The organism is Anoxybacillus sp. FSL W8-1294 (assembly GCF_037965005.1).
Lineage (GTDB): Bacteria > Bacillota > Bacilli > Bacillales > Anoxybacillaceae > Anoxybacillus > Anoxybacillus flavithermus_G.
In genome coordinates, this window is record NZ_CP150179.1 from 1,658,785 (window position 1) to 1,683,720 (window position 24,936).

General features: G+C 40.6%; 15 protein-coding genes and 2 pseudogenes. 1 reads left to right on the plus strand and 16 read right to left on the minus strand.

The window, feature by feature from the left end:
- Positions 1 to 100: 100 nt before the first annotated feature.
- From NSQ23_RS08850 to NSQ23_RS08875, 6 genes are all read right to left on the minus strand, one after another.
- Complete coding sequence (locus NSQ23_RS08850; protein ID WP_339170242.1) at positions 101 to 3,052, minus strand: DEAD/DEAH box helicase family protein; 2,952 nt, start codon at positions 3,050 to 3,052, stop codon at positions 101 to 103.
- A 3-nt stretch (positions 3,053 to 3,055) separates the two neighbouring features.
- Positions 3,056 to 5,002, minus strand: coding sequence for a site-specific DNA-methyltransferase (locus tag NSQ23_RS08855; protein WP_339170243.1), 1,947 nt, complete (start codon positions 5,000 to 5,002; stop codon positions 3,056 to 3,058).
- A 13-nt stretch (positions 5,003 to 5,015) separates the two neighbouring features.
- Positions 5,016 to 5,777: a DUF4391 domain-containing protein gene (locus tag NSQ23_RS08860; RefSeq protein ID WP_339170245.1), complete on the minus strand. Its 762-nt coding sequence runs from the start codon at positions 5,775 to 5,777 to the stop codon at positions 5,016 to 5,018.
- Between the two features lie 5 nt (positions 5,778 to 5,782).
- Positions 5,783 to 9,016, minus strand: coding sequence for a helicase-related protein (locus NSQ23_RS08865; RefSeq protein ID WP_339170248.1), 3,234 nt, complete (start codon positions 9,014 to 9,016; stop codon positions 5,783 to 5,785).
- Positions 9,017 to 9,545: 529 nt separating this feature from the next.
- Positions 9,546 to 11,036 (minus strand): malate:quinone oxidoreductase, encoded by a 1,491-nt coding sequence (locus NSQ23_RS08870; protein ID WP_339170251.1) that lies wholly within the window; start codon positions 11,034 to 11,036, stop codon positions 9,546 to 9,548.
- A gap of 259 nt (positions 11,037 to 11,295) precedes the next feature.
- Positions 11,296 to 11,958, minus strand: coding sequence for a DUF975 family protein (locus tag NSQ23_RS08875; RefSeq protein WP_339170254.1), 663 nt, complete (start codon positions 11,956 to 11,958; stop codon positions 11,296 to 11,298).
- A 148-nt stretch (positions 11,959 to 12,106) separates the two neighbouring features.
- Here NSQ23_RS08875 and NSQ23_RS08880 point away from each other — a divergent pair, with 148 nt between their 5' ends.
- Positions 12,107 to 12,481: a zinc ribbon domain-containing protein gene (locus NSQ23_RS08880; RefSeq protein ID WP_129000162.1), complete on the plus strand. Its 375-nt coding sequence runs from the start codon at positions 12,107 to 12,109 to the stop codon at positions 12,479 to 12,481.
- 201 nt (positions 12,482 to 12,682) lie between these two features.
- Here the strand turns inward: NSQ23_RS08880 and NSQ23_RS08885 are convergent.
- The 10 genes and pseudogenes from NSQ23_RS08885 to NSQ23_RS08930 all read right to left on the minus strand — a co-directional run.
- Positions 12,683 to 12,838, minus strand: a pseudogene (locus NSQ23_RS08885) (CapA family protein); the annotation flags it as partial.
- A 44-nt stretch (positions 12,839 to 12,882) separates the two neighbouring features.
- The gene (locus NSQ23_RS08890; RefSeq protein ID WP_339174363.1) at positions 12,883 to 14,127 is read right to left on the minus strand and encodes a Na+/H+ antiporter NhaC family protein; all 1,245 of its coding nucleotides are present in this window, start codon (positions 14,125 to 14,127) and stop codon (positions 12,883 to 12,885) included.
- A gap of 305 nt (positions 14,128 to 14,432) precedes the next feature.
- Positions 14,433 to 15,890 carry a sodium/proline symporter PutP gene (gene putP / locus NSQ23_RS08895; RefSeq protein ID WP_339174365.1) on the minus strand — a complete coding sequence of 486 codons (1,458 nt, stop codon included), beginning with the start codon at positions 15,888 to 15,890 and terminating at the stop codon, positions 14,433 to 14,435.
- Between the two features lie 18 nt (positions 15,891 to 15,908).
- A pseudogene (locus NSQ23_RS08900) lies at positions 15,909 to 16,703 on the minus strand (malate:quinone oxidoreductase); the annotation flags it as partial.
- Between the two features lie 213 nt (positions 16,704 to 16,916).
- Positions 16,917 to 17,870 (minus strand): ABC transporter permease, encoded by a 954-nt coding sequence (locus NSQ23_RS08905; protein ID WP_339170257.1) that lies wholly within the window; start codon positions 17,868 to 17,870, stop codon positions 16,917 to 16,919.
- Positions 17,871 to 18,917 (minus strand): ABC transporter permease, encoded by a 1,047-nt coding sequence (locus NSQ23_RS08910; protein ID WP_339170260.1) that lies wholly within the window; start codon positions 18,915 to 18,917, stop codon positions 17,871 to 17,873. It abuts the gene before it with no gap.
- Entirely contained in the window at positions 18,914 to 20,443 is a 1,530-nt protein-coding gene (locus NSQ23_RS08915; RefSeq protein ID WP_339170262.1) for an ABC transporter ATP-binding protein, read from the minus strand. The genes NSQ23_RS08910 and NSQ23_RS08915 overlap by 4 nt, the downstream gene beginning before the upstream one ends.
- Positions 20,444 to 20,565: 122 nt before the next feature.
- Positions 20,566 to 21,639, minus strand: a complete 1,074-nt coding sequence (locus NSQ23_RS08920) for a BMP family protein (protein WP_339170264.1) — start codon at positions 21,637 to 21,639, stop codon at positions 20,566 to 20,568.
- 112 nt (positions 21,640 to 21,751) lie between these two features.
- Complete coding sequence (locus NSQ23_RS08925; RefSeq protein WP_006322278.1) at positions 21,752 to 22,477, minus strand: GntR family transcriptional regulator; 726 nt, start codon at positions 22,475 to 22,477, stop codon at positions 21,752 to 21,754.
- 201 nt (positions 22,478 to 22,678) lie between these two features.
- Positions 22,679 to 24,913 carry a DNA translocase FtsK gene (locus NSQ23_RS08930; protein WP_339170267.1) on the minus strand — a complete coding sequence of 745 codons (2,235 nt, stop codon included), beginning with the start codon at positions 24,911 to 24,913 and terminating at the stop codon, positions 22,679 to 22,681.
- Positions 24,914 to 24,936 lie beyond the last annotated feature (23 nt).

Here is a 24,936-nt window from a genome sequence, read left to right on the forward strand (position 1 = left end):
TTACATGGTTAATATAACAAAATTCAACAAAAAATTCTATCAAACCTTGTCGGAAAAATAAAAAAAGACAGAAGTTTTATCAACTCCTGTCTAATCTGTCCTATCTTATTGCTCGGAGCATGAATTCATTGACATCTTTCTCCGGACCGATGAATTCGACGTTTGTATGGATCGCTTGGAAGTGTTTGCGGGCAAAGTCGATTTTTGCCGCTTCTTCTGGGCGGAGTGCGCCTTCCCAGTCGGTTCCTTTTGTTTCGAGGACGAAGTATAGTTTTTCTTCGCCGTCTTTGTCGACTACAAGCGCCCAGTCGGGATTGTATGCACCGATTGGCGTGTCGATTTTAAACCAATTTGGCAGTTTGACATATACTTTGACATATTTGTCCTTTTCAAATCGCTGTGCAAAACTCGCTTCGATATCCGAATCGTAGACGATATGATCGAACAACGATTTTTCACTACGAATCGCATTGTTGTTTAAGTACGCAAGCAGCTCTTCATTTTCAAACAGCTCGACGGCATAATACGCATCATCGCCGATTTTGTAATATTTCACACCGTCTTTTAAAAGCAATTTCATTTCGCGCTGAATGATTTTTGCGACCTCTTCCATAAACTTTTGCGGATTGTTTTTAAAGTCATCGAGACGGTCGCAGCCCGTCAAAATTTCCACAATCGTTTTTCGCGTTAAATTCGTGCGGTTTTGCAGTTCGGCAACAATATCTGGCAACGTATGGTGAGCGGTAATATAATCTTCCACTCGCTCACTGACGGTTTCCAACTGCACTCCTTCCACGCGGTCGATCGCCAATTGATCTTTTCGGCTGATAATACGAATTTTTTCAATACGCGGCATGTGTTGAATGCTTTTTATACTTTTTTGAATCAATTGATCGCTATCAATTTGAACGGAGTAGACCGTTTTATATTTAATTCGCTCCCAAAGTTGGCGAAACTCTTCACCAAAAAACACTTGCTTATTTAATTGCACTCTTTTCTTTTTCGTCGCATCTTTAATCGGCAAGTGCTGCAAGTAATGGTTTATTTCATGCAAAATCGCTTGCTTCCAAGGCTGAAACTCATCGCTCATCTTTAATGTATCATTATCTATCGCTTCTTTTAGCTCTGGCTTTGCTTTTCCTTTACCGTCAATATATCCATGCTGCTTCAGCTCTTCGTACAACTTAGCCGATAAATCGTAGCCCATTTGCATCGGTTCTTCTGTATTTGGATCAATGTACGTTAATTTGGCAAATATGTGTTTTTCGATCTTGCCAAAAGTCACGCCTGTTTCTTCTTCCATTTCTTTTTGCAAGGAAGCGACAAACTCTTCATATGACTCATTCGCCATCACCGTTAATATGTTCACACTGTCATCTTGCACTCGTTCACCGTTTTGATTCACGGCTAACCGCAGCCCGCGACCAATTTCTTGGCGACGTGATACGTATGTTCCCGCTGAATCTTTTAATGTACAAATTTGAAATACGTTTGGGTTGTCCCAACCTTCACGCAGAGCGGAGTGCGAGAAAATAAAGCGAAGTGGCTCGTCCAAACTTAACAACCGTTCTTTGTCTTTCATAATAAGGTTATATACATCTGTATCCGCTTCTGTATTCCCTTTCGTATCTTTTAGCCTTCCTTTTTTATCTTGTGCAAAATAACCGTTATGCACTTTTTCAATCGGAATATCGACATCAATATCGTTAAACAATGTACGATATTTTGGTTTTTGAATGAGTTTCTGATACTCTTCTTCAAACATCACGGCGTATTTCCCTTTTATCGGGTTGCCATCTTGATCGTAGTCACGATAGTTCGCTACTTTATCAATGAAAAATAAGCTAAGCACTTTAATGCCACGATGGCGTAAGCGCAATTCTTTATCTAAATGCTCCTCAATCGTTTTGCGAATTTGGTATCGTTTAATCGTATCGTCATCAATATCGCCAATCACATCACCGATTCGCAAATAATGACCGTTGACTTCAATCGACTCGTTTCCCGGCGTCCAGTCAATTTGCTCAACAATATAACCACGATATATGTCGCGCTCTCCAGAAACGTCATATAAATCATCGCCATATTTCACTGTTTTCGTCGTTCGCTTCACTTTCCCACGCGTCTCGACATCCAGTTCAATCGTTGCTTTTCGTTCCTTCACATCTACTAGCTTGATATAAGGTACATTAAACGATGGCTCGGAGCGAACGGACATGACTTCAATTCGCTTAACAAGTTTTTGGTTGTAAGCATCGACCGCATCTAATCGGTAAATCATATTGTATTTATCGACATGCGTTGCCGAATAACGCAACGTGCATAATGGGTTGAGTGACGCAATCGCCTCTTTTGACTTTGGCGTCGTATCGACGCTTTGCGGTTCGTCGATAATAACAATCGGGTTCGTTTCTTGAATAAATTGAATTGGCCGATACCCGTTTAAGCGATCGTTCGGACGGTGGATGACGTTTGCTTTGTCTTCTTTTTCTGGATCTTCAAAGCTTTTGCGAAAAGCATCAATATTAATAACCATCACTTGAATCGTCGTAGCGGTCGCAAAATTGCGGACGCGGTCCAATTTTTGTGAATCGTAAATGAAATATTCTAGCGGCTTGTTGTCATATAGTTCATTAAAATGATCTCTTGTTATTTGTAGCGATTTATAAACGCCTTCGCGAATGGCGACCGACGGTACAACGATGACAAACTTTGTAAAACCGTAATGTTTATTTAATTCATAAATCGTTCGCAAGTACACATACGTTTTCCCTGTTCCTGTTTCCATTTCGATCGTGAAATTCATACCGTCTAACTTCTCGCTGCGCGGCAAGCCGTTTTTCAGTTGAACGTCTTGAACGTTTTTTAAGATTTCATCCGACGTAAGGTCTAAGCGATTTCCTATCCCGAGCGCCGTTTGAATCATTCCGGCATTTGGCCCATACGAAACAGTAAAATTTGACTGGCTCAGCTCTTGTCCCTTAAAAATCTGGACAACGGAATCAATCGCTTGTTTTTGGTAGGTTAAATCTCCATGAAACTTTAGCTTCATTTCCTACACGCTCCTTACATCATTGATTCCGTTCTTTTTCAATGTTTGAATGGCGTTTATTTTCACCGAGTCGTTCATAAAGCCCGATTCTTTAAAAATGACTTTCGGCGATAAATGCTCGGACTTATATTTCATCATTTCATGGACAATGTCTAAATCAATATCATTTTCTAAGCATAGTAGCACCGCCCCGAACCCGACGTTGTAAATCGTTTTGCCGTTGTAGTCGATTTCTTCAATCGGCGTCGTCAGCGGCAGCCCGATTTTTAGTAAAATTTCATACAATAAATCTTCTTTTGTCCGGTCTTCTTTCATATTATCCTTGTAATCAAAAAGGTCTTGTTTCAAGTTTTCGAAATCTGGATCCCACATTTTAATATTTGACGAATCGAGCGTAAACACTTTAAAACCTATATCCAAATCGTTTTTTCCTGTCTCCTGAACAATCTTTTCCCCTGCGCGGCGAATGCGTTCTTTCCCGATTTCGCAAATGTTTTTGTAACCAGCTTTATACGCTTCTGAGTTTTCAGCAGTTGGTTCTGGTAACTGTACCATAATAAACTTCCGATTCCCGCCATCTTCGGCATTTAGTTGCATCACCGCATGGGCGGTAGTAGCGGAGCCGGAGAAAAAGTCTAAGATAATATCGTTAATTGAACTACCCGAGTCTTCCTGTACATACGAAACTGCGCTAATTAATTTCTTAACTATATTTTCATCTTTAGGAAAGTCGAATACTTTTTTTTCAAATAAATCTTTTAACCTTTTTGACGCACTTCTGTTATCTTGATAAAAAACGCTGTATGGAACTTGATATTCACTTTCAAATAAGTAACGCTTGTAGCAAGGTATAGTTGTTTCATCATCACCAAAATGAATGCGGTTATCATTTATTAAGTCTAACATTTTTTCTTTATTCATATATCTCCATCCACCTGCTGGCTGTTTAACAGGCTTCTTTGTAACCGGATGTAAAATTTCATATCTTGCACCGTTTGCTTCAGGTTTAGATAAATCTGAAGGAAAATATACTCCTCTCTCGTCAATACAATTATAATGTTTATGCTGTTTAGAAGGATGATTGTCAGAAAGTGAATTATACCATTCTTTTAATAACTTAGAGGCTAGCTTATAATCATTATTCGACTCTTTTATAAATTCTTGAACAACATCATATATTTCCTTCAACCCTTCTTTTTTCTCTCTCCATACCAAACCAGCTTCTCTTACAAATGCCATATTTCTAAAATAACAAAGGACATATTCATGTGAGTTTGAAATATATTTAGAGTCATTTTTTCGACCAGCACTCCAAATAAAGTTACCTATAAAATTTTCTTGCCCAAATATCTCATCACAAATTTTTTTCAAATTTGCCATTTCATGATCATCAATACTAATAAAAATAACCCCATCCTCCCTTAACAAATTCCTCGCTAGCTTTAACCGCGGGTACATCATATTCAACCAATCGGTATGATATCGTCCATTTGTTTCGGTATTGGCTTTTGTTGTTTGCTGCGTCATTTCTTTGTAGTTTTTAATGTTATCGCGGAAGTCGTCTTTATAAACAAAGTCTTTTCCAGTGTTGTATGGCGGGTCGATGTAGATCATTTTAATTTTGCCAAAGTATGATTTTTGCAATAGCTTCAATACTTCGAGGTTGTCCCCTTCAATATAAAGGTTTTCTGTCGTGTCCCAGTTTTTGCTTGATTGTTTGTCTGGTCTGAGCGTTCCAGTGGACGGCGTTTGCGCGAGTTTCATGGCTTGTGTCTTGCCGTGCCATGTAAATTCGTATCGCTCGTTTCTTTTTTCAATTTCTTCGCCAAGCACAAGCTTTAGTTTCTCAAAATCGATTTTTCCTTCCGTCACGACTTCTGGGAATAGCTTCTTTAATGCTTCGATGTTTGTTTGCACTAAATCCATTGATTTTCCGTCTAGCTTTTCCATCGTTTTTACCCTTTCATTTTAATCGTTGTTTTAATTGTTCGATTTGTGTGGTTAGTTTGTGAATGTTCATGTTCATTTCTACTTTGCGATTAAATTGCGTTTCTTTTTTTAGATTCGCTTTCCACGCAGCGATTTCTGTTTCTAGTTGCTTGATTTGTGCGATCAGTTGCTGCGATTGTTCGTTTGCTGCGATATAAAACGCGCCAACTGCATCGACGTGTTGAAACGCTTGGACAGCACGGTGAATATCTTGATAAAACTGAAAGAAATGCGCAAATGATACGTTTTTCATATGTACGGACGCGATGAACTGCCGAACAGTTTCATTCGCTTCATCGAGCGGAAACCACGGAGTGTAAGCTTGTTGTTCTAAAACCGCCTGTGACTGATCCACTTTGTTTCGCCGCTTTATACACGTATGGACTTGGATGTTTTCTTTTTTCGTAAACATGATGACAACCGGATTCGGAAGTGCGCCTTGAATCACTTCACTAATCGTTGACACATGGGTATCTTTTGCTTCTTCTCTTAACCGAATGGTAATAAACATAACCCCTTCGTAATGGTACTCTTCATTAATGAACGGCTGGATATTCATGTTGCTTGGCGTTAATACATACGTTAACTCGATCCGCTCCACATATTTCATAATATAGTCTTTTTCTTTTTTGTTTAAATCTGCAAAATCGTAAAACGTTTTTTTGTCTAATTTTTTGTGAAGCGGACGAACGTGAGAATCCAAACCAATCATTTGATAAAACGCAACTCCAGCCATCATTCTCACCCTTTGATAATAAGATAAGAAACGATTTCGAAATCTTGTAAATTTGTATTAGCTGTTGTCATCAGTTGATCTAAATTGCCTAAGCTGAAAATGTTCAACGTTGCATGTTGATCGATTTTTCCGACAATCTCTTCTACCGCTTGTTCAAGCAATTGTTTATATACGCCCATCTCTTTTCCGTTTTTCGTTTCCTCGTAAAATGCCGCATATAACTGGCTTTCTACTTCGTTTTTTCCGTGGCATAATGATCGGTATAAATCCAAAATTTTTTTCACATGGACGTGGTTGTATAATACTTCGCCATTTTCTTTCACATACACTAAGTAGTATGGGTGAAGGGCGTTTTGTTCATGGGTAGTCGTAAAATGATTGATTTGCTTTAAACAAAAAATAACCCCCGGTTGAATGTCGTCTCTTAATTTTTCATTTTTGTTTACTGTGATGCTGAACAGTCCGAAAGGTGCTGTTTCGATCATTTCTTTGTTTTGTTTCATAAAATTCAATAAGTCCATGCGAAAATCATCCATCGTAAAGTCGGTTAGCGAAATGTTTCCAGAAATATCTTCTAAATCTATTACTTCGCTTTGTAGTTTTTCCAGTTGTTTTCTCCGATACTCAAGGTCTTTCATTTCATTGCTGTTGCTAGAAAGGACATCTTCTTCCCCGGTCGATGAAATATCGAGAATTGCCATCTTTTCTTTTACTCTGCTGACAAGATTAATGTACTCGTCCAGCTCTATTGGCGGCCAAAAGTTCACAAGCTGAATTTGCTCGTTTTTGCTTCCAATTCGGTCAATTCGGCCAAACCGTTGAATAATGCGCACCGGATTCCAGTGAATATCGTAGTTAATTAAATAATCACAGTCTTGCAAGTTTTGCCCTTCCGAAATACAGTCTGTCGCAATCAAAATGTCAATTTCGTCTGTCATATCAGGCATTAGTTTTTTTCTCTCTTTCGACGTAGGAGAGAAATGCATTAAAACGTTATTAAAGTCCGTTTTTTGCATCGGAAACGTTGTTTTCGGCCGGTCTTTCCCTGTTACTACTGCACAGTGAAGATGGAATTCGTGCCGAATCCAGCGATGCAAATGTTCATATAAGTATTTTGCGGTATCAGCAAACGCCGTAAAAATGAGTATCTTTTTATTTTGTCCATTGATTGGGTGTGCGATTTTCTGTTGAATCATCTTTTTGAGCGTCAACATTTTTTGATCGCGTTCCGGTGTAACTTGGCTAGCATAATCCAACAACTTTTGTAGAATGGTACGATCATATAGCAAATCTTGCTTCCAACGGATACGATCGATATCACGCAGAGCGATTTTCACTTTTGCCCCGACAAATGCTTCTTCCAATTCATCGTCTTCCATGTCAATCTCAGCGAACTCGCCAATGTTAGTAGCTTCGATCTCGATTTTAGACAGCTGAGCATCAATTTGTTCAATAATGTTTTTTAATGTTAGCGAGAAAGAGTAGATGCTGCTTTCTAGACGCTTTAATAAGTTCGTTTTCATTAAATAGACGAGATTGTTTTCACGGTCTGTTTGTTTCAATACGTGTCCGTTGGCAACTTTTGTGTCGTATTTTTCATGATAAAACGCCTGCTTATGCGGTAAAATGTATTTCATCGGCGAATAAAGCGCAAACCGCAAACGTAAAATGTCGTTATTAATGATAGAGAGCGATGGGAATTCTTGCTTTGCATCGATCGTCTCTTTTATATTGATCGGCTTTAACCGTTGCGGGAATTTCCCGATCGCGTCTACATTATAATATTTTTCAATATGGCGGCGCGAGCGAGCAATCGTTAGTGAATCAAGCAACGTAAAATAATCCCAGCTCAGCATATCCAATAGTCGTTCTGTCGTTCGTTCTTCTTCGGGTAAGTTACTCCATTTTTTAAATTGCGATTGTGCACGGCGAATCGTTTGGTTAATGCTTTTAATATTGGCGGTTTCCGCTAATGCTTTATCATTTCCTTCTGTAATAAAAGCAATTTGGTTTTTTAAATCGTCCAGTTTGTTGTTAACAGGGGTTGCGGAAAGCATCAACACTTTTGTTTTCACGCCCGCTTTAATAATATCGTTCATTAAACGTGAATAGCGAGTAATATGGCTTTTCCGCGGGTCATTGTTACGGAAATTGTGCGATTCATCAATGACGACTAAATCATAATTTCCCCAGTTGACGTATTCTAAATTAATGTTTCCGCTATATCCGCCTTTGCGCGACAGATCGGTATGATTTAGCAAATCATAAGAGAAGCGGTCTTCGAGCAAAACATTTCGTTTGTCATTCGCACGGTAAATTTCCCAGTTTTCTCGCAGTTTTTTTGGTGCAAGCACAAGAACGCGATGATTTCGTAATTCGTAATATTTAATGATTGCTAATGCTTCAAATGTTTTTCCTAATCCGACGCTATCAGCAATAATGCAGCCCCCATACGTTTCAATTTTATTAATCGCTCCAACCACACCATCGCGCTGAAAGTCATAAAGTTTATTCCAAATCGTTGTCTTTTCAAAGCCCGTTTTCGTTTGTAACGTGCTGTAATCGCGCGTTTCTTGCAGAAAATCTTTGAAAAGATTGTAAAGTGTAACAAAATAAATAAATTCGGGCGTGTGCTCTTGGTACAATACCTCTAATTGGCGCAAAATTTGCTCCTTTACATCTTGCAAGGCATACTCATTTTTCCAAATGTCATCAAACTGGCGTAATAACTCAATATTCTCTTTTTCATCATCCGTAATCGTGTTAATATACATGTTGGACGAGTTGCTGTAGCCTAGTCCTGGGCTCGAAAAAGGAGCGCCACCGACCAATCCAATTTGCGTTCCGTCTTTATTTTGGACATGGTATAGCCCGCCTTCAATTTTGCGCGTAGTAACCGATTTTATTTTCACTTTTTGTTTCAACCATTTCGCAAACTCTTTTGCTATGTATGCTTGGTTTAGTTCTGCTTTATATTTTTGCTCTTCTTCCACACCGTACAACAATGTTTCGTTTTTTGCGATTTTTTCGTTCGCTAAATGGTCCCCTCTCACAAAGGCTGGTTCCGTAAAAATGAAACGCAACTCTTCGATTTGTGAAAACTCCTTTTTTAGCTCTACAAAAGCATATAACGTGAAATGAGCTGCCGCAACAGAAAGTTTACTCCCTTTTTGCATATGCTTTTTGAGCACATCCCCTACTAAACCACGTTGCTTATTATCAATCATTCCTTTGGACATATAACATCGGAACTCCTTATTGGTTAGTTACAAAACCTATTTCGACATGATTTTATTGTACCAAAATAGAGATGACAGAAACTGTCGAAATTAGTCGAAAACGTGCGTCAATACGAGAAAAATAAAAAGCAATCCCCCTCCCTCACTGCCAAGGAAGGAGGCATTTCATCAATAAAAACAAAAGGAGCGACACGATGCCGCTCCCCTTCTTGACCTGTCATCCATATGAACGACAGCGTTTATTCTGCACATGATTATACAACAAAAATATGACGTGTCAAGACACATTTTCACACCATCATTGTAACGTCGCCGATTGCATAGTGGTAAAACAAAAAACACCAGGCTCCCCTGGTGCTCTGGTGCTAGCAACATGTTTGTTTGTCGTCTTCGCAACAATCTTCTTGCTCTTTGCAGCAGTCCTCTTTCCCCTCGCAGCAATCTTCCTTCCCCTTTTTCCTCATTATAACAAATGCATGCACGATCGCCACAAAAAAGACAGAAGCCCAGCGACTTCTGCCTTTTATGTTTATGCAATTTGAAGTGGCATATTTTCTTTCAAGCCGAGCGTTTGGGCAGCGAGCGTTTGTACTTCTCGTAAAAGCGTTTCGTTTTTCATTAGCGATACACCATATGATGGGATCATCTCTTTAATTTTCGCTTCCCATTGTTTCATTTCATTTGGGAAGCATTTTTCAATCACTTCAAGCATGACGTGAACAGCTGTTGAAGCACCCGGTGATGCACCAAGTAGCGCAGCAACCGAGCCGTCATGGGCGGCAACAACTTCCGTACCGAATTGAAGCGTGCCTTTGCCGCCTGCTTCGGTATCTTTAATGACTTGTACACGCTGACCAGCAATAATGACATCCCAATCTTCACTTTTCGCATGCGGAATAAATTCGCGCAATTCTTCCATGCGCTGTTCTTTCGATAACATCACTTGTTCAATTAAATATTTTGTTAATGCCATGTTTTTCGCTCCTGCCGCAAGCATCGTTAACACGTTATGCGGCTTGACGGACGTAATTAAATCAAACAGCGATCCGTTCTTTAAAAATTTCGGTGAAAATCCAGCGAACGGTCCGAACAATAACATTTTTTTACCGTCAATAAAACGTGTATCGAGATGTGGAACAGACATTGGAGGTGCCCCAACTTTCGCTTTGCCGTACACTTTCGCATGATGTTGCTCGATCATGTCTGGATTGTTGCATACCATAAATAGCCCGCTCACCGGAAAACCGCCAATTCCTCTTCCTTCAGGAATTCCTGATTTTTGAAGTAAGTGCAAGCTTCCGCCCCCTGCACCGATAAAGACGAATTTTGCATAATGGGACTGTACTTCACCAGTCGCTACATTGCGCACTTTTACTTCCCATAAGTTGTCACTTGTTCGTTTCATATCTTCAACATGATGTTTATAATACAAATTCACATGCTTATGTTCTAAATGCTCAAATAACATGCGTGTTAAAGCCCCAAAATTCACGTCCGTTCCCGCTTCAATTCTTGTTGCTGCAATCGGTTCAGTAACGATACGATCTTCCATCATCAACGGAATCCACTCTCTTAATTTTTGCGGATCATCAGAAAACTCCATCCCTTTAAACAAAGGATTATCCACCATCTGTTCAAACCTCTTCTTCAAAAACGCAACATTTTCTTCCCCTTGCACGAAACTCATATGCGGAATTGGCATAACAAAGTCCTTCGGGTTGCGAATGTGTTTATTTTGAACGAGATAAGACCAAAATTGCAATGATTCTTGAAACTGCTCATTAATTTTAATTGCTTTACTTATATCAATTGATCCGTCCGCTTTTTCAACTGTGTAGTTTAGTTCACAAAGTGCGGCATGACCTGTTCCGGCATTGTTCCATTCGTTCGAGCTTTCATCTGCTGGTTGACCAAGCCTTTCAAACACAGCAATTTCCCACTCTGGTGCTAACTCTTTCAACAACGTCCCTAATGTCGCACTCATAATCCCCGCACCAATTAAAATCACATCTGTTTTCATCATTGGCCCCCCCTAAACGTTCCCATCGATTCGACCAAAAACTTCTCCACATTTATTATAACACATTTAAATTATAGTATGTCACTATTATTCTAAACGATTACAAAAATGTTTGTATAATTAAATAAAAACGAATATACTCACATATGTTCAACAAAAAGAAACAATATTCTCTTTTTAACGATTTTACAAAATCATTCGATATTTTACTAGCTTTATTATAAAAAAAAAAAACGAACAAGGTCGCCCTTGTTCGTTTTTATTCAGCTTGCACTTCTTGCGTGCGAATAAATTGATCATAAAATGCAGCAAGCGATGTGTAAACGTACGGAATGAGCCATAAAAGTCCGATTCCAAGCGTTATGATGGACAAAAGCCCCCAGCCAATAAAGCTAACATATAGCAAAAATAACTTTCCTTTATATCCTTTCATTCGTTTTTTACTTTCGCTAATCGCTTGAAGCGCACCGTATTCGGGATGATCTTTTAATAAAAAGAATGCTTGTGAATAAGATAACGATTTAATAATTCCAGGGATAATAAGTAGCAAACTCCATAAAAACACAAAGATACCAAATAAAACGGACGTGCCAATGAGTTTTAATGATAACTTCCCATTTTGATATACTGTAAACATTGGAGAGATTCGGACAGGTTCATGGCGATACACATCTAAAAATACCCAATACACAACAACACTAAACGGAATGAGCGCAAGTGAAAGAAGCAAACTGACGATCGAAACAGATATTGTCACGTTTTCTTGTTCAATCCATACGTCCCATCCTCCACTTAATACAACCTCAACTACTATAGGGAAAACGATGGTCACGAACGCATAAACAAGCATAAGAAGCACGGCACTGCCCCATTTTCCTTTCAACGCTTCCCTTGCTTCACGCCTTAACAATGATAATGTCATATGATAAAGCCTCCTTTTACGTGATCACACTTACACATATGGTCTATGCGGTTTTTACTCTAACATACTTATTCAAAAAAGTAAATGAGATGAATATTCTCTATGTTTTGTATATAATGGGTGTATCCATTATAAGGGAGGAATAGAAATGAAAAGCATCAAACCTGGCCGCGGGCCATCCATGCAAGGATTTATCGGCAGTATCGCCACCATTTTATTCGGTATGTTTTGGACGTTTATGACTTTTTCGATTACAAAAGATTCTCCCATTCCAGGATCACAAATCTTTCCTTTTTTCGGCTTCGTTATCATTGGTATCGGTATTTTTCAAGCTGTGTATCATTACAAAAACGCTACAGGGAAAGAACGGATGTCGATCGTCGATATCGTTGACGAAAATGAAGAAAAAGATCCGCTAAACGCTCGCTTGCGTCGTAATGAAGGAGAAAAGTTTTGTCCGTATTGTGGAACGATGGTTCAAACAAGCTTTCAATTTTGTCCATCTTGTGGGAAATCATTATAAAAAGTTCGGCGAGCGCCGAACTTTTTTACTAATTTTTCTTTATGGCCAAACGTGTTAGCCATATGACTCCGAAAACGGATAATCCAATTATTCCAAGCATGACGAATTGAAATACAATGTCCCCGATGTACATAAAATCAACTCCTTTTCTTTCCATTATACTTTATTTTTCGTATACGAGCCATGTTGGTTTGTTAATTTTTGCTGATAAACGAACGTATCTTTATCGCTCGGATTTTTATTGCCTCCGAACATAAAGTTGCCTAAGCTATAAACAATCATTTTTCCTTTATATTGTTCAATGCCTTGAATGACGTGCGGATGATGACCAACGACAAGATCTGCCCCACTATCGATCGTAAAAATTCTTTTTTTATTTGTTGATGATTTAGAACATAGTTTTATAAAAATAGATAAAAAATGACTGTACATGTTGTGGCAATGGCTATGCCTATGAGCGTTTCGTACGGAAGCAATGTAAGGCGCTCTTTCGTTGACATATGTACACTCGCTGCGGTGATATGAAAAAAACTGCCGTGCGGTAAATGGTCGAGCACTGTTGCCCCCGCATGTACCATAGCTGCTCCCGCAAGCGATGGGACACCCGCTTCAACTAACGCTTTTCCAAACACGTGGCTTGCGACAGCTGTCCCCGCCGTTGTAGATGCAGTAATGCCTGACAATAACGCACCAGCTAACGATGCCATGACGTATGGCGGAAACCCTAGCGATTCGAGCATGTGCATAAACGTTTGGTGCAAAGCGGAGTTCGCGATTACACCCGCTAGCGTTCCAGTACCAAGAAGCATGAATACAACACCGCTCATTTTTTCCATGCCTACGCGTAGAAACACGTTCAACTCCCTCGTTTTATTCATAACAATCACACCAATCACCGCACCAGTCGGCAAAGCGATAAGTGGATCAATTGACACGCCAAAGAGCGGACGTGACAATAAAAGAATTATCGCAACACCGGGAGCAACGATCGCTTTTTGCCATGGAGGTGTTTCTTTTTCAACCGTTTCAATTTTTGGCATATGTTTGTCATCACCCCGCCACCGTTTTGCAAGCTGGTACGTGACAAAAAGACCAATCACCGCCGGTGCGATGCCTGCCATCATGAGAGAGGAAAGAGGGACATGAAATGCCTCAGCTGCTGCAATCGTATTCGGGTTAGGGGAAATAATATTCCCAGCTTTCCCCCCACCAATTAATGCGAGCAATATAGCAAAACGCGACACGTCAAGTCGATGTGCCATCGCAAGCGCAACAGGTGCAATCGTCATAATGGCAACATCAACAAATACCCCACACGCTGTTAACATCATCGCTGCAACACATAGCGAAAATAGCGCATATTTTTCCCCGCATGCTTGCATGAGTTTTTCTGCTATTGCCACCGCTGCCCCCGACTGTATCAATACACCAGCAAGCACACCAGCTGCTAAAACGCGCAAAATAGACGGGGTCATCTCTTTTGCTCCATCTATCATTAGCCGAACAGCTTCATCGATAGAAACTCCCCCTAGTAAAGCACCAATAAACGCTCCGCCCATCATTCCATACCCCACCGGCACATTTCGTAAAATAAATACAACAGCTAGTAGAAAAGCAGCTATCGCTCCAAATGTGTTCAATTTGATCCCCTCCAAGTATACAATCTATAAACATATCATGATGTAACGTCATTTTTTGTAAATATATCACAAATAACATAAAAACTGTGTAAAAATTTTTAAAAATACATACAGATGTATTGTCATCCATATATACATATAGTAGTAATAGTCTTTTTGTCGGAGGTGATCAGTGTAATAGGACGTTTTTTACTTATTTCTATCGGAACGGGTGTTATAATGGTACTTGGAACATATTTCAAATGAAATGAAGCGAGCCATTCGACAATTTTCCACGTAAGAAAAAGGTGCCCAAATTGGACACCTTTTTCTTACGATGAAATCGTACGTTTAAACGTATCAAATTGCTCTGTCACTTGTTTATCTGGCGCTGCTGTCAATACGCTGACGATAACAATAGCGATGAGGCCTGCGATAAAGCCAGGAATCATCTCATACATGACGCTAGCGTATGAAGAGTTTGCCCAAACGATGACCGTTGTCGCCCCTGCAATCATTCCTGCAAGCGCCCCCCATTTTGTCATGCGACGCCACCATAAGCTTAATATAATGACAGGACCGAACGAAGCACCAAACCCAGCCCATGCATAGCCAACAAGATTTAGAATCGTATTGTTTTGCTCATATGCCAAAATTAAAGCAACAACAGCAACAAGTAACACCGATAAACGACCAACAAACACAAGCTCTTTATCGGACGCTGAACGACGGAATAAAACTTTATATAAATCTTCAGTTAGGGAACTTGATGTCACAAGCAATTGCGATGAAATCGTGCTCATAATTGCCGCTAAAATGGCTGCAAGTAAAAACCCTGTAATAAGCGGATGGAATAAAATTTCCCCAAGTTTAATAAATACCGTTTCTGGATCTTCTAACGTCATGCCGGCTTGTTTAAAGTAAGCGATTCCAAAAAGACCTGTGAGCATCGCGCCGACAGATGAAAAAATCATCCAGCCCATTCCAATCCGACGAGCTTGTTTCATCTCTTTCACCGATGAAATCGCCATAAAGCGAACGATAATGTGAGGCTGTCCAAAATAACCAAGTCCCCAAGCGAATAAAGAAATGATGCCGACTACGCTTGTTCCTTTAAACAAATCGAGCAAATTCGGATCGGTGTCTCGAATCGTTGCTGTCGTTTCTGTGAATCCCCCTGTATGCATCAATGTCACAACAGGTACGAGAATAAGTGCAATAAACATAATGAGACCTTGCACAAAGTCCGTCCAGCTGACCGCTAAAAATCCCCCGAATAACGTGTACGCAATAACAACACTAGCGACAATCCATAGCCCCGTATGATAATCTGTACCGAACGAGTTTTTAAACATGACTCCGCCAGAAACGAAACCAGAAGAAACGTAAAACGTAAAGAAAATCATAATGACGAATCCTGAAACGAGGCGAAGTAGCTTCGATGTATCACCAAAACGATTTTCTAAAAATGCTGGAATCGTAATCGAATCGTTTGCCACTTCTGTATACACACGCAAGCGTGGAGCAACGTATAACCAGTTCGCATACGCCCCTAAAGCTAGTCCGATGACGATCCATGAAGCGCTTAACCCTTGTGCATACATCGCGCCAGGCAAGCCAAGCAACAACCAACCGCTCATATCTGACGCCCCAGCACTTAACGCCGTTACGGCTGGACCGAGCGTCCTTCCACCTAACATATAATCAGACAAGTTTGACGTCCGTTTATATGCCCAATACCCAATGAGTAACATCCCCACCATATATACGACAACAGATGCAATAACCAAAACAATCTCCCCTTCCTTTTGTTTCATTTCATTCGGGAAGCATTTTTCAATCACTTCAAGCATGACGCGAACAGCTGTTGAAGCGCCTGGTGATGCACCAAGTAGCGCAGCAACCGAGCCGTCATGGGCGGCAACAACTTCCGTACCGAATTGAAGCGTGCCTTTGCCACCTGCTTCTGTATCTTTAATGACTTGTACACGCTGACCGGCAATAATGACATCCCAATCTTCGCTTTTCGCATGCGGGATAAATTCACGCAATTCTTCCATGCGCTGTTCTTTTGATAACATCACTTGTTCAATTAAATATTTTGTTAATGCCATGTTTTTTGCTCCTGCCGCAAGCATCGTTAACACGTTATGCGGCTTGACAGACGTGATTAAATCAAACAGCGATCCGTTCTTTAAAAATTTCGGTGAAAATCCAGCGAACGGCCCGAACAATAACATTTTTTTACCGTCAATAAAACGTGTATCGAGATGTGGAACAGACATTGGAGGTGCCCCGACTTTCGCTTTGCCGTACACTTTCGCATGATGTTGCTCGATAATGTCTGGATTGTTGCACACCATAAACAGCCCACTTACCGGGAATCCACCGATTCCTTTTCCTTCAGGGATGCCGGATTTTTGTAGTAAATGCAAGCTGCCGCCGCCTGCCCCGATAAAGACGAACTTCGCTGTGTGAACGTCAGCTTCCCCTGTCGCGCGTACTTTTACTTCCCATAAGTTGTCACTTGTTCGTTTCATATCTTCAACATGATGTTTATAATACAAATTCACATGCTTATGTTCTAAATGCTCAAATAACATATTACAAAAATGTTTATATAATTAAATAAAAACGAATATACTCACACATGTTCAACGAAAAGAAACAATATTCTTCTTTTAATGATTTTACAAAATAATTTGATATTTTGCTAGCTTTATTTATAAAAATGGAACAAAATGGTTGTAAGACAACTGTCTTACAACCATTTTGTCAACAGTCTGAAACTCCGGGCAGCCCGAAGTCTTTTTCTATTAACGTTTTCCTTTGACATACGGCGTACCGAGCGCTTTTGGCGCATCCGCCCGTCCGATAAATCCAGTTAACGCTAAAATCGTTAAAGCATACGGCAAAATAAGCAAATAAACAGTCGGTACGTTTTTCAAAAACGGAATCGCCTGTCCGACGATGCTTAAACTTTGCGCAAATCCGAAGAAAAGGGCCGCTCCCATCGCACCAAGCGGATGCCATTTTCCGAAAATCATCGCAGCAAGCGCCATAAATCCTTGACCAGAGATCGTCGCATGGCTGAAATCGCGTGAAATAATCGTCGCATAAATCGAACCGCCAATTCCTGCAAGTGCACCGCTTAACATCACTGCGATGTAGCGCATTTTTGTCACATTAATCCCCATCGTATCTGCCGCCATCGGATGTTCCCCAACGGCACGAAGGCGAAGTCCGAACGGTGTTTTATAAATGACGTACCATACGACAAACGCTAATACAATCGCTAAATAAGATGGCAAATATCCGTTTGAGAAAAAAATCGGACCGAGAACAGGAATTTTACTTAAAATCGGAATATCAATTTTATCAAAACCAACTTGTACTTGGTCTGTCTGTCCTTTTCCATACCACATTTTAACGAGGAACAACGATAACCCTAACGATAAAAAGTTAATCGCCACCCCGCTAACGACTTGGTCAGCACGAAGCGAAATGGCTGCTACTGCATGCATAAGCGAGAAAATAGAAGCAACAACCATCGCAACAACCATCGCAAGCCATGGGGTTAGTTCGCCAAACTGGTCAGCAAACGTTAAGTTAAATACTACACCAGTAAACGCTCCGATGACCATCAAGCCCTCTAATCCGATATTTACAACGCCGGAACGCTCACTAAATACGCCACCAAGCGCCGTGAAAATGAGCGGTGCCGCAAAGAAAATCGCGGAAGGAATAATAATTTCAAGGATGTTTAACATTTATTTTCCCTCCTTTTTCAAGCGCGTAAGCACAAGACGAATTAAATAGCTAGAAGCAACGAAGAAAATGATCAACGCAATGACGATGTCAACAAGTTCTGTCGGCACATCAGCCGCTGATGGCATCTCTAACGCTCCGACTTTTAACGCTCCAAATAAAATAGCTGCTAAAATAATGCCAAACGCATTGTTTCCACCGAGAAGGGCGACGGCAATTCCATCAAATCCGACTCCGGTGAATCCAGCTTTAACGGAGACGTTTTCAAAAGTTCCTAACCCTTCCATCGCTCCAGCAATACCAGCAAATGCCCCAGAAATAACCATCGATAATATAATATTGCGATTAACGTTCATACCTGCATAATGTGATGCATGTTGGTTAAAACCGACGGCACGAAGTTCATATCCTGTTGTCGTTTTCTCAAGTAAAAACCACATGACAACAGCTGCAATTAACGAAATAATAATGCCGTAATGAAGGGTAGAGTAATCAGTTAATGACTGTAAAAATTCCGAACGTAACGATGCAGTCGGATGAATTTTTTCCGACTTAAATCCTTGATCAGATAAAACAGAGCGAATGATCGCATTCGACACGTATAAAGCAATATAGTTCATCATAATCGTGACGATTACCTCATGAACACGAAAACGAGCTTTTAAAAATCCCGGAATGAATCCCCAAAGTGCCCCAGCGAACGCAGCAGCAACAATAGCGAGCGGCAGATGGATGACTTTCGGGAGCTCAAACGCAACGCCTACCCAAACCGCAGCGAGCCAGCCGACGATCAGTTGTCCTTCTACACCGATGTTAAATAACCCGGTGCGAAAAGCGAACGCAACCGCTAACCCCGCTAAAATATATGGTGTCACTTGACGAATCGTTTCCCCAATGTAATATCGATCCCCAAAAGCACCGTTCAATAAAGCGGAATAGCCAGCAATTGGGTCATATCCACTAACGATCATCACGATGGCGCCAGCAATAATTCCGAGAATAACCGCAAAAACAGGAACGAGAATATTTGTTAAACGATTTTCACTCATGATGATACACCTGCTTCCTTCCGTTTGCTTCCTGCCATCAACAAACCAAGCTCTTGTTCTGTCGTTTCTTTCGGATCAACAATAGCAACAATTTTCCCTTCGTAAATAACGGCAATACGATCGCTGATGTTCATAATTTCATCTAGCTCGAACGAAACGAGCAAGACAGCTTTTCCTTTATCACGTTGTTCAATGAGACGTTTATGAATAAACTCAATCGCTCCAACGTCAAGTCCACGCGTCGGTTGTGCGGCAATGAGCAAATCTGGGTCGCGATCTACTTCACGTCCGATAATCGCTTTTTGTTGGTTTCCTCCTGATAAAGCCCGCGCTTTCGTATATTCATCTGGCGTACGAACGTCAAACTCTTGAATAAGTTGGCGCGCTTTATCGTAAATAGCTTTGAAATTTAAAACGCCTCGTTTAGAATATGGCTCTTTGTAATATGTTTGAAGCACCATATTTTCTCCGATCGAGAAGTCAAGGACAAGTCCATGTTTATGACGGTCTTGTGGAATGTGCCCAACACCTGTTTCTGTAATTTGGCGCGGTGTTAAGTTACGAATTTCTTTCCCATTTAAACGAATCGAGCCCGATTCAGATTTAATTAAGCCCGTGATCGCTTCGATAAGCTCTGTTTGTCCGTTGCCGTCTACCCCTGCAATTCCGACAATTTCTCCTGCATGTACCGTTAGATTTAAATGATCAACCGCAGTAATTCCACGTGAGTCTTTGACAACTAAATTTTCAATTTCAAGGACAGGTTTGCCGACTTTCGACGGTTGTTTTTCTGTTTTGAATTGCACCTCACGTCCAACCATTAACGAAGCTAGTTCGTTCGGGTTTGTTTCCGATACATTTAATGTGCCGATGCCTTTTCCACGTCGAATAACTGTGACACGATCACACACTTCCATAATTTCTTTTAACTTATGCGTAATTAAAATAATGGATTTTCCTTCATGTACAAGCGCTTTCATAATTTGGATGAGCTCTTGAATTTCTTGCGGCGTTAAGACCGCTGTTGGTTCGTCAAAAATTAAAATATCTGCTCCGCGATATAACGTTTTTAAAATTTCTACCCGTTGTTGCATACCGACAGAAATGTCAGCGATTTTCGCTTTCGGATCAACAGCTAAACCATATCGTTCAGAAAGCTCACGTACCTCTTGCTCTGCTTTTTCAATATCGATTTGTCCACCTTTTGTTGGCTCGCTTCCTAAAATGATGTTTTCCGTTACTGTAAACGTATCAACAAGCATAAAGTGTTGGTGTACCATTCCGATTCCTAAGTCGTTGGCGACGTTCGGGTTGACGATATTTACTTTTTTTCCTTTGACGCGAATTTCCCCACCATCTGGTTGATATAAACCGAATAACACGTTCATTAGCGTCGATTTTCCTGCACCATTCTCGCCTAATAACGCATGAATTTCCCCTTTTTTCAATTGCAACGTAATGTTATCATTGGCCACAAAATTCCCAAAAACTTTGCGGATGTTTAGCATTTCGATTACGTACTCCAAACGTGATCCACTCCTTATATGAGCATGATTTACATCACTAAATGAAAAGCCGCAACGTGTTGCAACCCTTCATTTAGTGAGTTCTCCGAAGGGAAGGAGCCCTTCGGAGAACGATCATCTACCTATTTTAACTCTGCGCGAGTTGTAGGCACTTTCACTTCACCGTTAATAATTTTTTGTTTCCACTCATCAACTTTTTTCAACACATCTTCAGGAACGTTATTTTTCGTTGTCGGAGCAATACCTACACCATCTTCTTTTAAGCCGTATTCAACTGCTTGACCGCCTGGGAAGTTGCCATTTTTCGTTTTTGTCGCTAAGTCATATACAGCAACGTCAACACGTTTTACCATCGATGTTAATGTTACGCTTTTGTCTGTTCCTGGCACTTTTCCTTCTTCATATTGGTCACGGTCAACACCGATCACCCAAATTTCTTTGTTTGGATCTTGTTTTTTCAAGTCGATTGCTTCTGAGAACACACCGTTTCCTGTTGCACCAGCTGCATGGTAAATGATATCAATACCAGAAGCGTACATGCTTGAAGCAATAGCTTTTCCTTTATCTGCTTTGTCGAATGCACCTGCATATTGCACTTCAACTTTGGCATTTGGATTTACCGCTTTTACTCCTGCAATAAAACCGCTTTCGAATTTTTCAATTAACGGAATTTCCATACCGCCAACGAAACCGATTTTATTTGTTTTTGTCATTAAACCAGCGACAACGCCGACAAGGAACGAACCTTCATGCTCTTTGAATGTGATGCTAGCAACGTTCGGTTTTTCAACGACGCTATCAACGATCGCAAATTTGTTATCTGGCTTTTGTTCTGCGATTTCTGTAATGGCATCCGTCATTAAAAACCCAATACCAAAAATGAGATCAAAGTCGTTGCGTACAAGTTTGTTTAAGTTTGTTGCATAATCGGCATCACTTTGTGACTGTAAGTAGTCATAGCCGCCTTTTCCTTTTTTCAAGCCGTTTTCTTCACCGAATTTTTGTAACCCTTCCCATGCAGATTGGTTGAACGACTTATCGTCAATTCCACCAACGTCTGTAACCATTGCTACGCTAAATTCAGACGCTTTTCCTTCTTCTTTTTTCGGCTCTTCTTTTGCTTGTCCGCAACCGCCAAGAAGCAGGCCGGCAGTTAATAATAAAGACATTGACAATCCAAAACGCTTTTTCTTCATCAATCATTACCCCCTCAATTTAAAAATATGGATAAGTAAAACATTTGAAATGTGAACGAACCTTCTCCCTCCAATGTCACCTCCTTAACAGGATAAGCGCTTGTATAAGAAGCTACACGCGTTTTCGCAACACGTGAAAGCTAAACTTATCTGATTTAAAGTAGTCAATTGAGTACAAAATCGGCTCGTCATTTTCATCAAAATGCATTTGCTTTAAAACTAAAAGCGCTGTTTCTGGCTCACATTGCAAAATAGGCGACACCTTTTCATGGTAGCCGAGCGGCTCAATGTGGGTAACCGCATAGGCGATGTATCGATTCGCTTCATTATGTAATATCTCTAATAATGACTCATTTTCATAAGCAATCCCTTTAGGTAAATATTTACAAGGAACTTTATCGATACAATAAACGACCGGTTCATTATTTGCAGTTCGCACCCGCTCAACAATAAGTAAATCTTCCTCTTTATCACATTGAAAACGCTTTATATCATCTTCAGTCGGTTTCTGTATGGAAGAAGATAAAAAAATCGTCCCCGGTTTTCGACCGGCTTGACGGATCATCTCCGTCACACTACTCAGTTGTTCAATTCCTGACGTAAACATCGGCCGGGAACTCACGAACGTCCCGACACCGTGGCGGCGGATGATGACGTTTTCTTCCTCTAACACCCGCAATGCTTCCCGCAACGTCGCCCGGCTAACCCCTAATTGTTTGGCTAGTTCAAATTCAGAAGGAAGCTTTTCTTTTTCCTTGTATACCCCTTGCTCAATATCTTTCTTAATCCGATCAATCACTTGTAAATATAAATGTCGATGATCTGTTTTAACAGACATTCACCATCCCCCACCTTAGATATCAGACATCTGATGTTAGACAAATTTCTTATTGATAATATAACATTTTTTTATTCATAAATAAATACCGAATAAAAAATTTGTCGAAAAAAGTCGTATAAAATCATATGTAAGCGATTGTAATAATATATCATTATTATGTCCCATTTATACAAGAAAGAGGCTTGTTTTTAGCCTCTTTCATGACGTTTTTGCTTGATCGTTTGGCGATACGAGTACAGCGCGCGGTTTACTTCCTTCATAAGGCCCAACGATGCCACGAGCTTCCATCGCATCAATTAGGCGTGCAGCTCGGTTATAACCGATACGGAATCGTCGTTGCAACATCGAAACAGATGCACTTTGCATGTCGATGACGAGCTGAACCGCTTCCTCAAACAACTCATCATCGAACGCTTCTTGTGGTTCATCATCTTGTGCGATCATCGTTTCTTCATATTGTGCTTGTTGTTGTGAAATCACATATTGTACAACTGTCTCCACTTCTTGATCAGACACGAACGCCCCTTGAACACGAACAGGTTTAGACGCACCAACAGGCAAAAAGAGCATATCACCACGTCCAAGCAATTTTTCAGCTCCACCCATATCTAAAATCGTCCGTGAGTCCGTCTGTGATGATACACTAAACGCAATGCGGGATGGAATATTTGCCTTAATTACCCCAGTAATGACATCAACAGATGGACGTTGCGTCGCGATAATTAAATGAATGCCTGCTGCCCGCGCCATTTGGGCAAGACGTGTAATCGAATCTTCGACATCGCTTGAGGCAACCATCATTAAATCTGCTAGCTCATCCACAATAACAACGATGTAAGGTAAAAGAGGTTGTTTCGTTTCCGCAGTCTCATTATGCCGCTCAATATATTCGTTATATCCTTCAATATTACGCGTGCCCGTATGCGAAAATAGTTCATATCGCCGTTCCATTTCGCTTACGACTTTTTTTAATGCTTGGGACGCTTTTTTCGGATCGGTGACGACAGGAGAAAGTAAATGTGGAATGCCGTTGTACACGCTTAACTCAACCATTTTCGGATCGATCATCATCATCTTTACTTCATGTGGTTTCGTGCGCATCAATAAACTAACGATAATGGCGTTAATACATACGCTTTTCCCGCTTCCCGTCGCACCCGCAACAAGTAAGTGCGGCATTTTATTTAATTCAGCAAGCACCGCTTGTCCCGATATGTCACGCCCAAGTCCAATTAACAGTTTTGCTTCAGGTTTATCTGCTTCTTTCGCTTCTAACACTTCGCGTAGAGATACCATCGCAATTTCTTCATTCGGTACTTCAATACCAATTGCTGATTTTCCCGGAATCGGTGCCTCGATGCGAATGTCCTTCGCCGCTAACGCAAGCGCTAAATCATCACTTAAGCTTACAATTTTACTTACTTTCACACCGACGTCTGGATATACTTCATATCTCGTGACAGCTGGACCAATATGCACTTTCGTTACTTTTGCCTTTACCCCGAAACTTTGAAACGTTTTTTCAAGCTTGCGGGCATTTTCATAAATATTTTCTTTTTCCCGCGATTGATCGACCGCTTTTGGTGGGAAAAGTAAATCAATTGGCGGCAATGCATAATCCGCCGCATGATTTTGCGTAAATGATATCGGCTTTCCTTCTTCAACAGCTTCATTAAAATTAGAAATAACAGGTCCTTCAACAACAATTTCTTCTATTTCATTTTCTTCTTTTTCCTCGAGCGCTGTCACCACTTCAATATGAGTTGGCTGTTGTTTTTCTTTTTTCGGACGGCTTAAAAATGAACGAGCGTCCGCAATTACTGCTTTCGTTTGCGCTCGAATAAACGAAAGGAACCATTCAATTCCTTTGCCGGCTGTATCACGTAACGTTTTTCCTGTAAGAAGTAATACACCAATGATCATCAATAATGAGGCAATCCATTTTGTTCCTAATTGATCAAATAAATAATAACTGATCGTATACAGCAGGGCGCCAAGCATCCCACCGCCCAAATCCGAAAAAGAACCGTTTTCTCCGCGCACATCTGCCCAAAATAACTCCCATGTCGTTCGAATAATGCTTGGATTTGCTAATTTCCCATTTCTTGATAAAATATGAAATAACGCTTCGTGACTAAACAACAATAAGGAAAGAACAATCAAGTACAGCCCAACGAGAACGCGTTGAAAAAATGGAGGCCATGCGCGCTTCCAAATGACATATAGCGATGTCACAAGCGCCCCTAATAGCGCAACAATATACCATTCACCCATAAAGAAGCGCGTAGTAAAAACGAGTGAACGGCCGACCGCTCCGACGTTTGCCATCGCAATGACCGTACATGCTAACATCGTTAAACCGATTAATTCAAAACGTAACGTTTTTTTCCATTGTTCTTGTTTGTTTGTGCGACGCTTATTTTTCTTTCCCATTTCGCCCACTCCAACATATAAGA

Coding starts and splice junctions, on each gene's coding strand:
- NSQ23_RS08850 (WP_339170242.1), bottom strand. CDS start 3,052: ATGAAGCTAAAGTTTCATGGAGATTTAACCTACCAAAAACAAGCGATT.
- NSQ23_RS08855 (WP_339170243.1), bottom strand. CDS start 5,002: ATGGAAAAGCTAGACGGAAAATCAATGGATTTAGTGCAAACAAACATC.
- NSQ23_RS08860 (WP_339170245.1), bottom strand. CDS start 5,777: ATGGCTGGAGTTGCGTTTTATCAAATGATTGGTTTGGATTCTCACGTT.
- NSQ23_RS08865 (WP_339170248.1), bottom strand. CDS start 9,016: ATGTCCAAAGGAATGATTGATAATAAGCAACGTGGTTTAGTAGGGGAT.
- NSQ23_RS08870 (WP_339170251.1), bottom strand. CDS start 11,036: ATGAAAACAGATGTGATTTTAATTGGTGCGGGGATTATGAGTGCGACA.
- NSQ23_RS08875 (WP_339170254.1), bottom strand. CDS start 11,958: ATGACATTATCATTGTTAAGGCGTGAAGCAAGGGAAGCGTTGAAAGGA.
- NSQ23_RS08880 (WP_129000162.1), top strand. CDS start 12,107: ATGAAAAGCATCAAACCTGGCCGCGGGCCATCCATGCAAGGATTTATC.
- NSQ23_RS08905 (WP_339170257.1), bottom strand. CDS start 17,870: ATGTTAAACATCCTTGAAATTATTATTCCTTCCGCGATTTTCTTTGCG.
- NSQ23_RS08910 (WP_339170260.1), bottom strand. CDS start 18,917: ATGAGTGAAAATCGTTTAACAAATATTCTCGTTCCTGTTTTTGCGGTT.
- NSQ23_RS08920 (WP_339170264.1), bottom strand. CDS start 21,639: ATGAAGAAAAAGCGTTTTGGATTGTCAATGTCTTTATTATTAACTGCC.
- NSQ23_RS08925 (WP_006322278.1), bottom strand. CDS start 22,477: ATGTCTGTTAAAACAGATCATCGACATTTATATTTACAAGTGATTGAT.
- NSQ23_RS08930 (WP_339170267.1), bottom strand. CDS start 24,913: ATGGGAAAGAAAAATAAGCGTCGCACAAACAAACAAGAACAATGGAAA.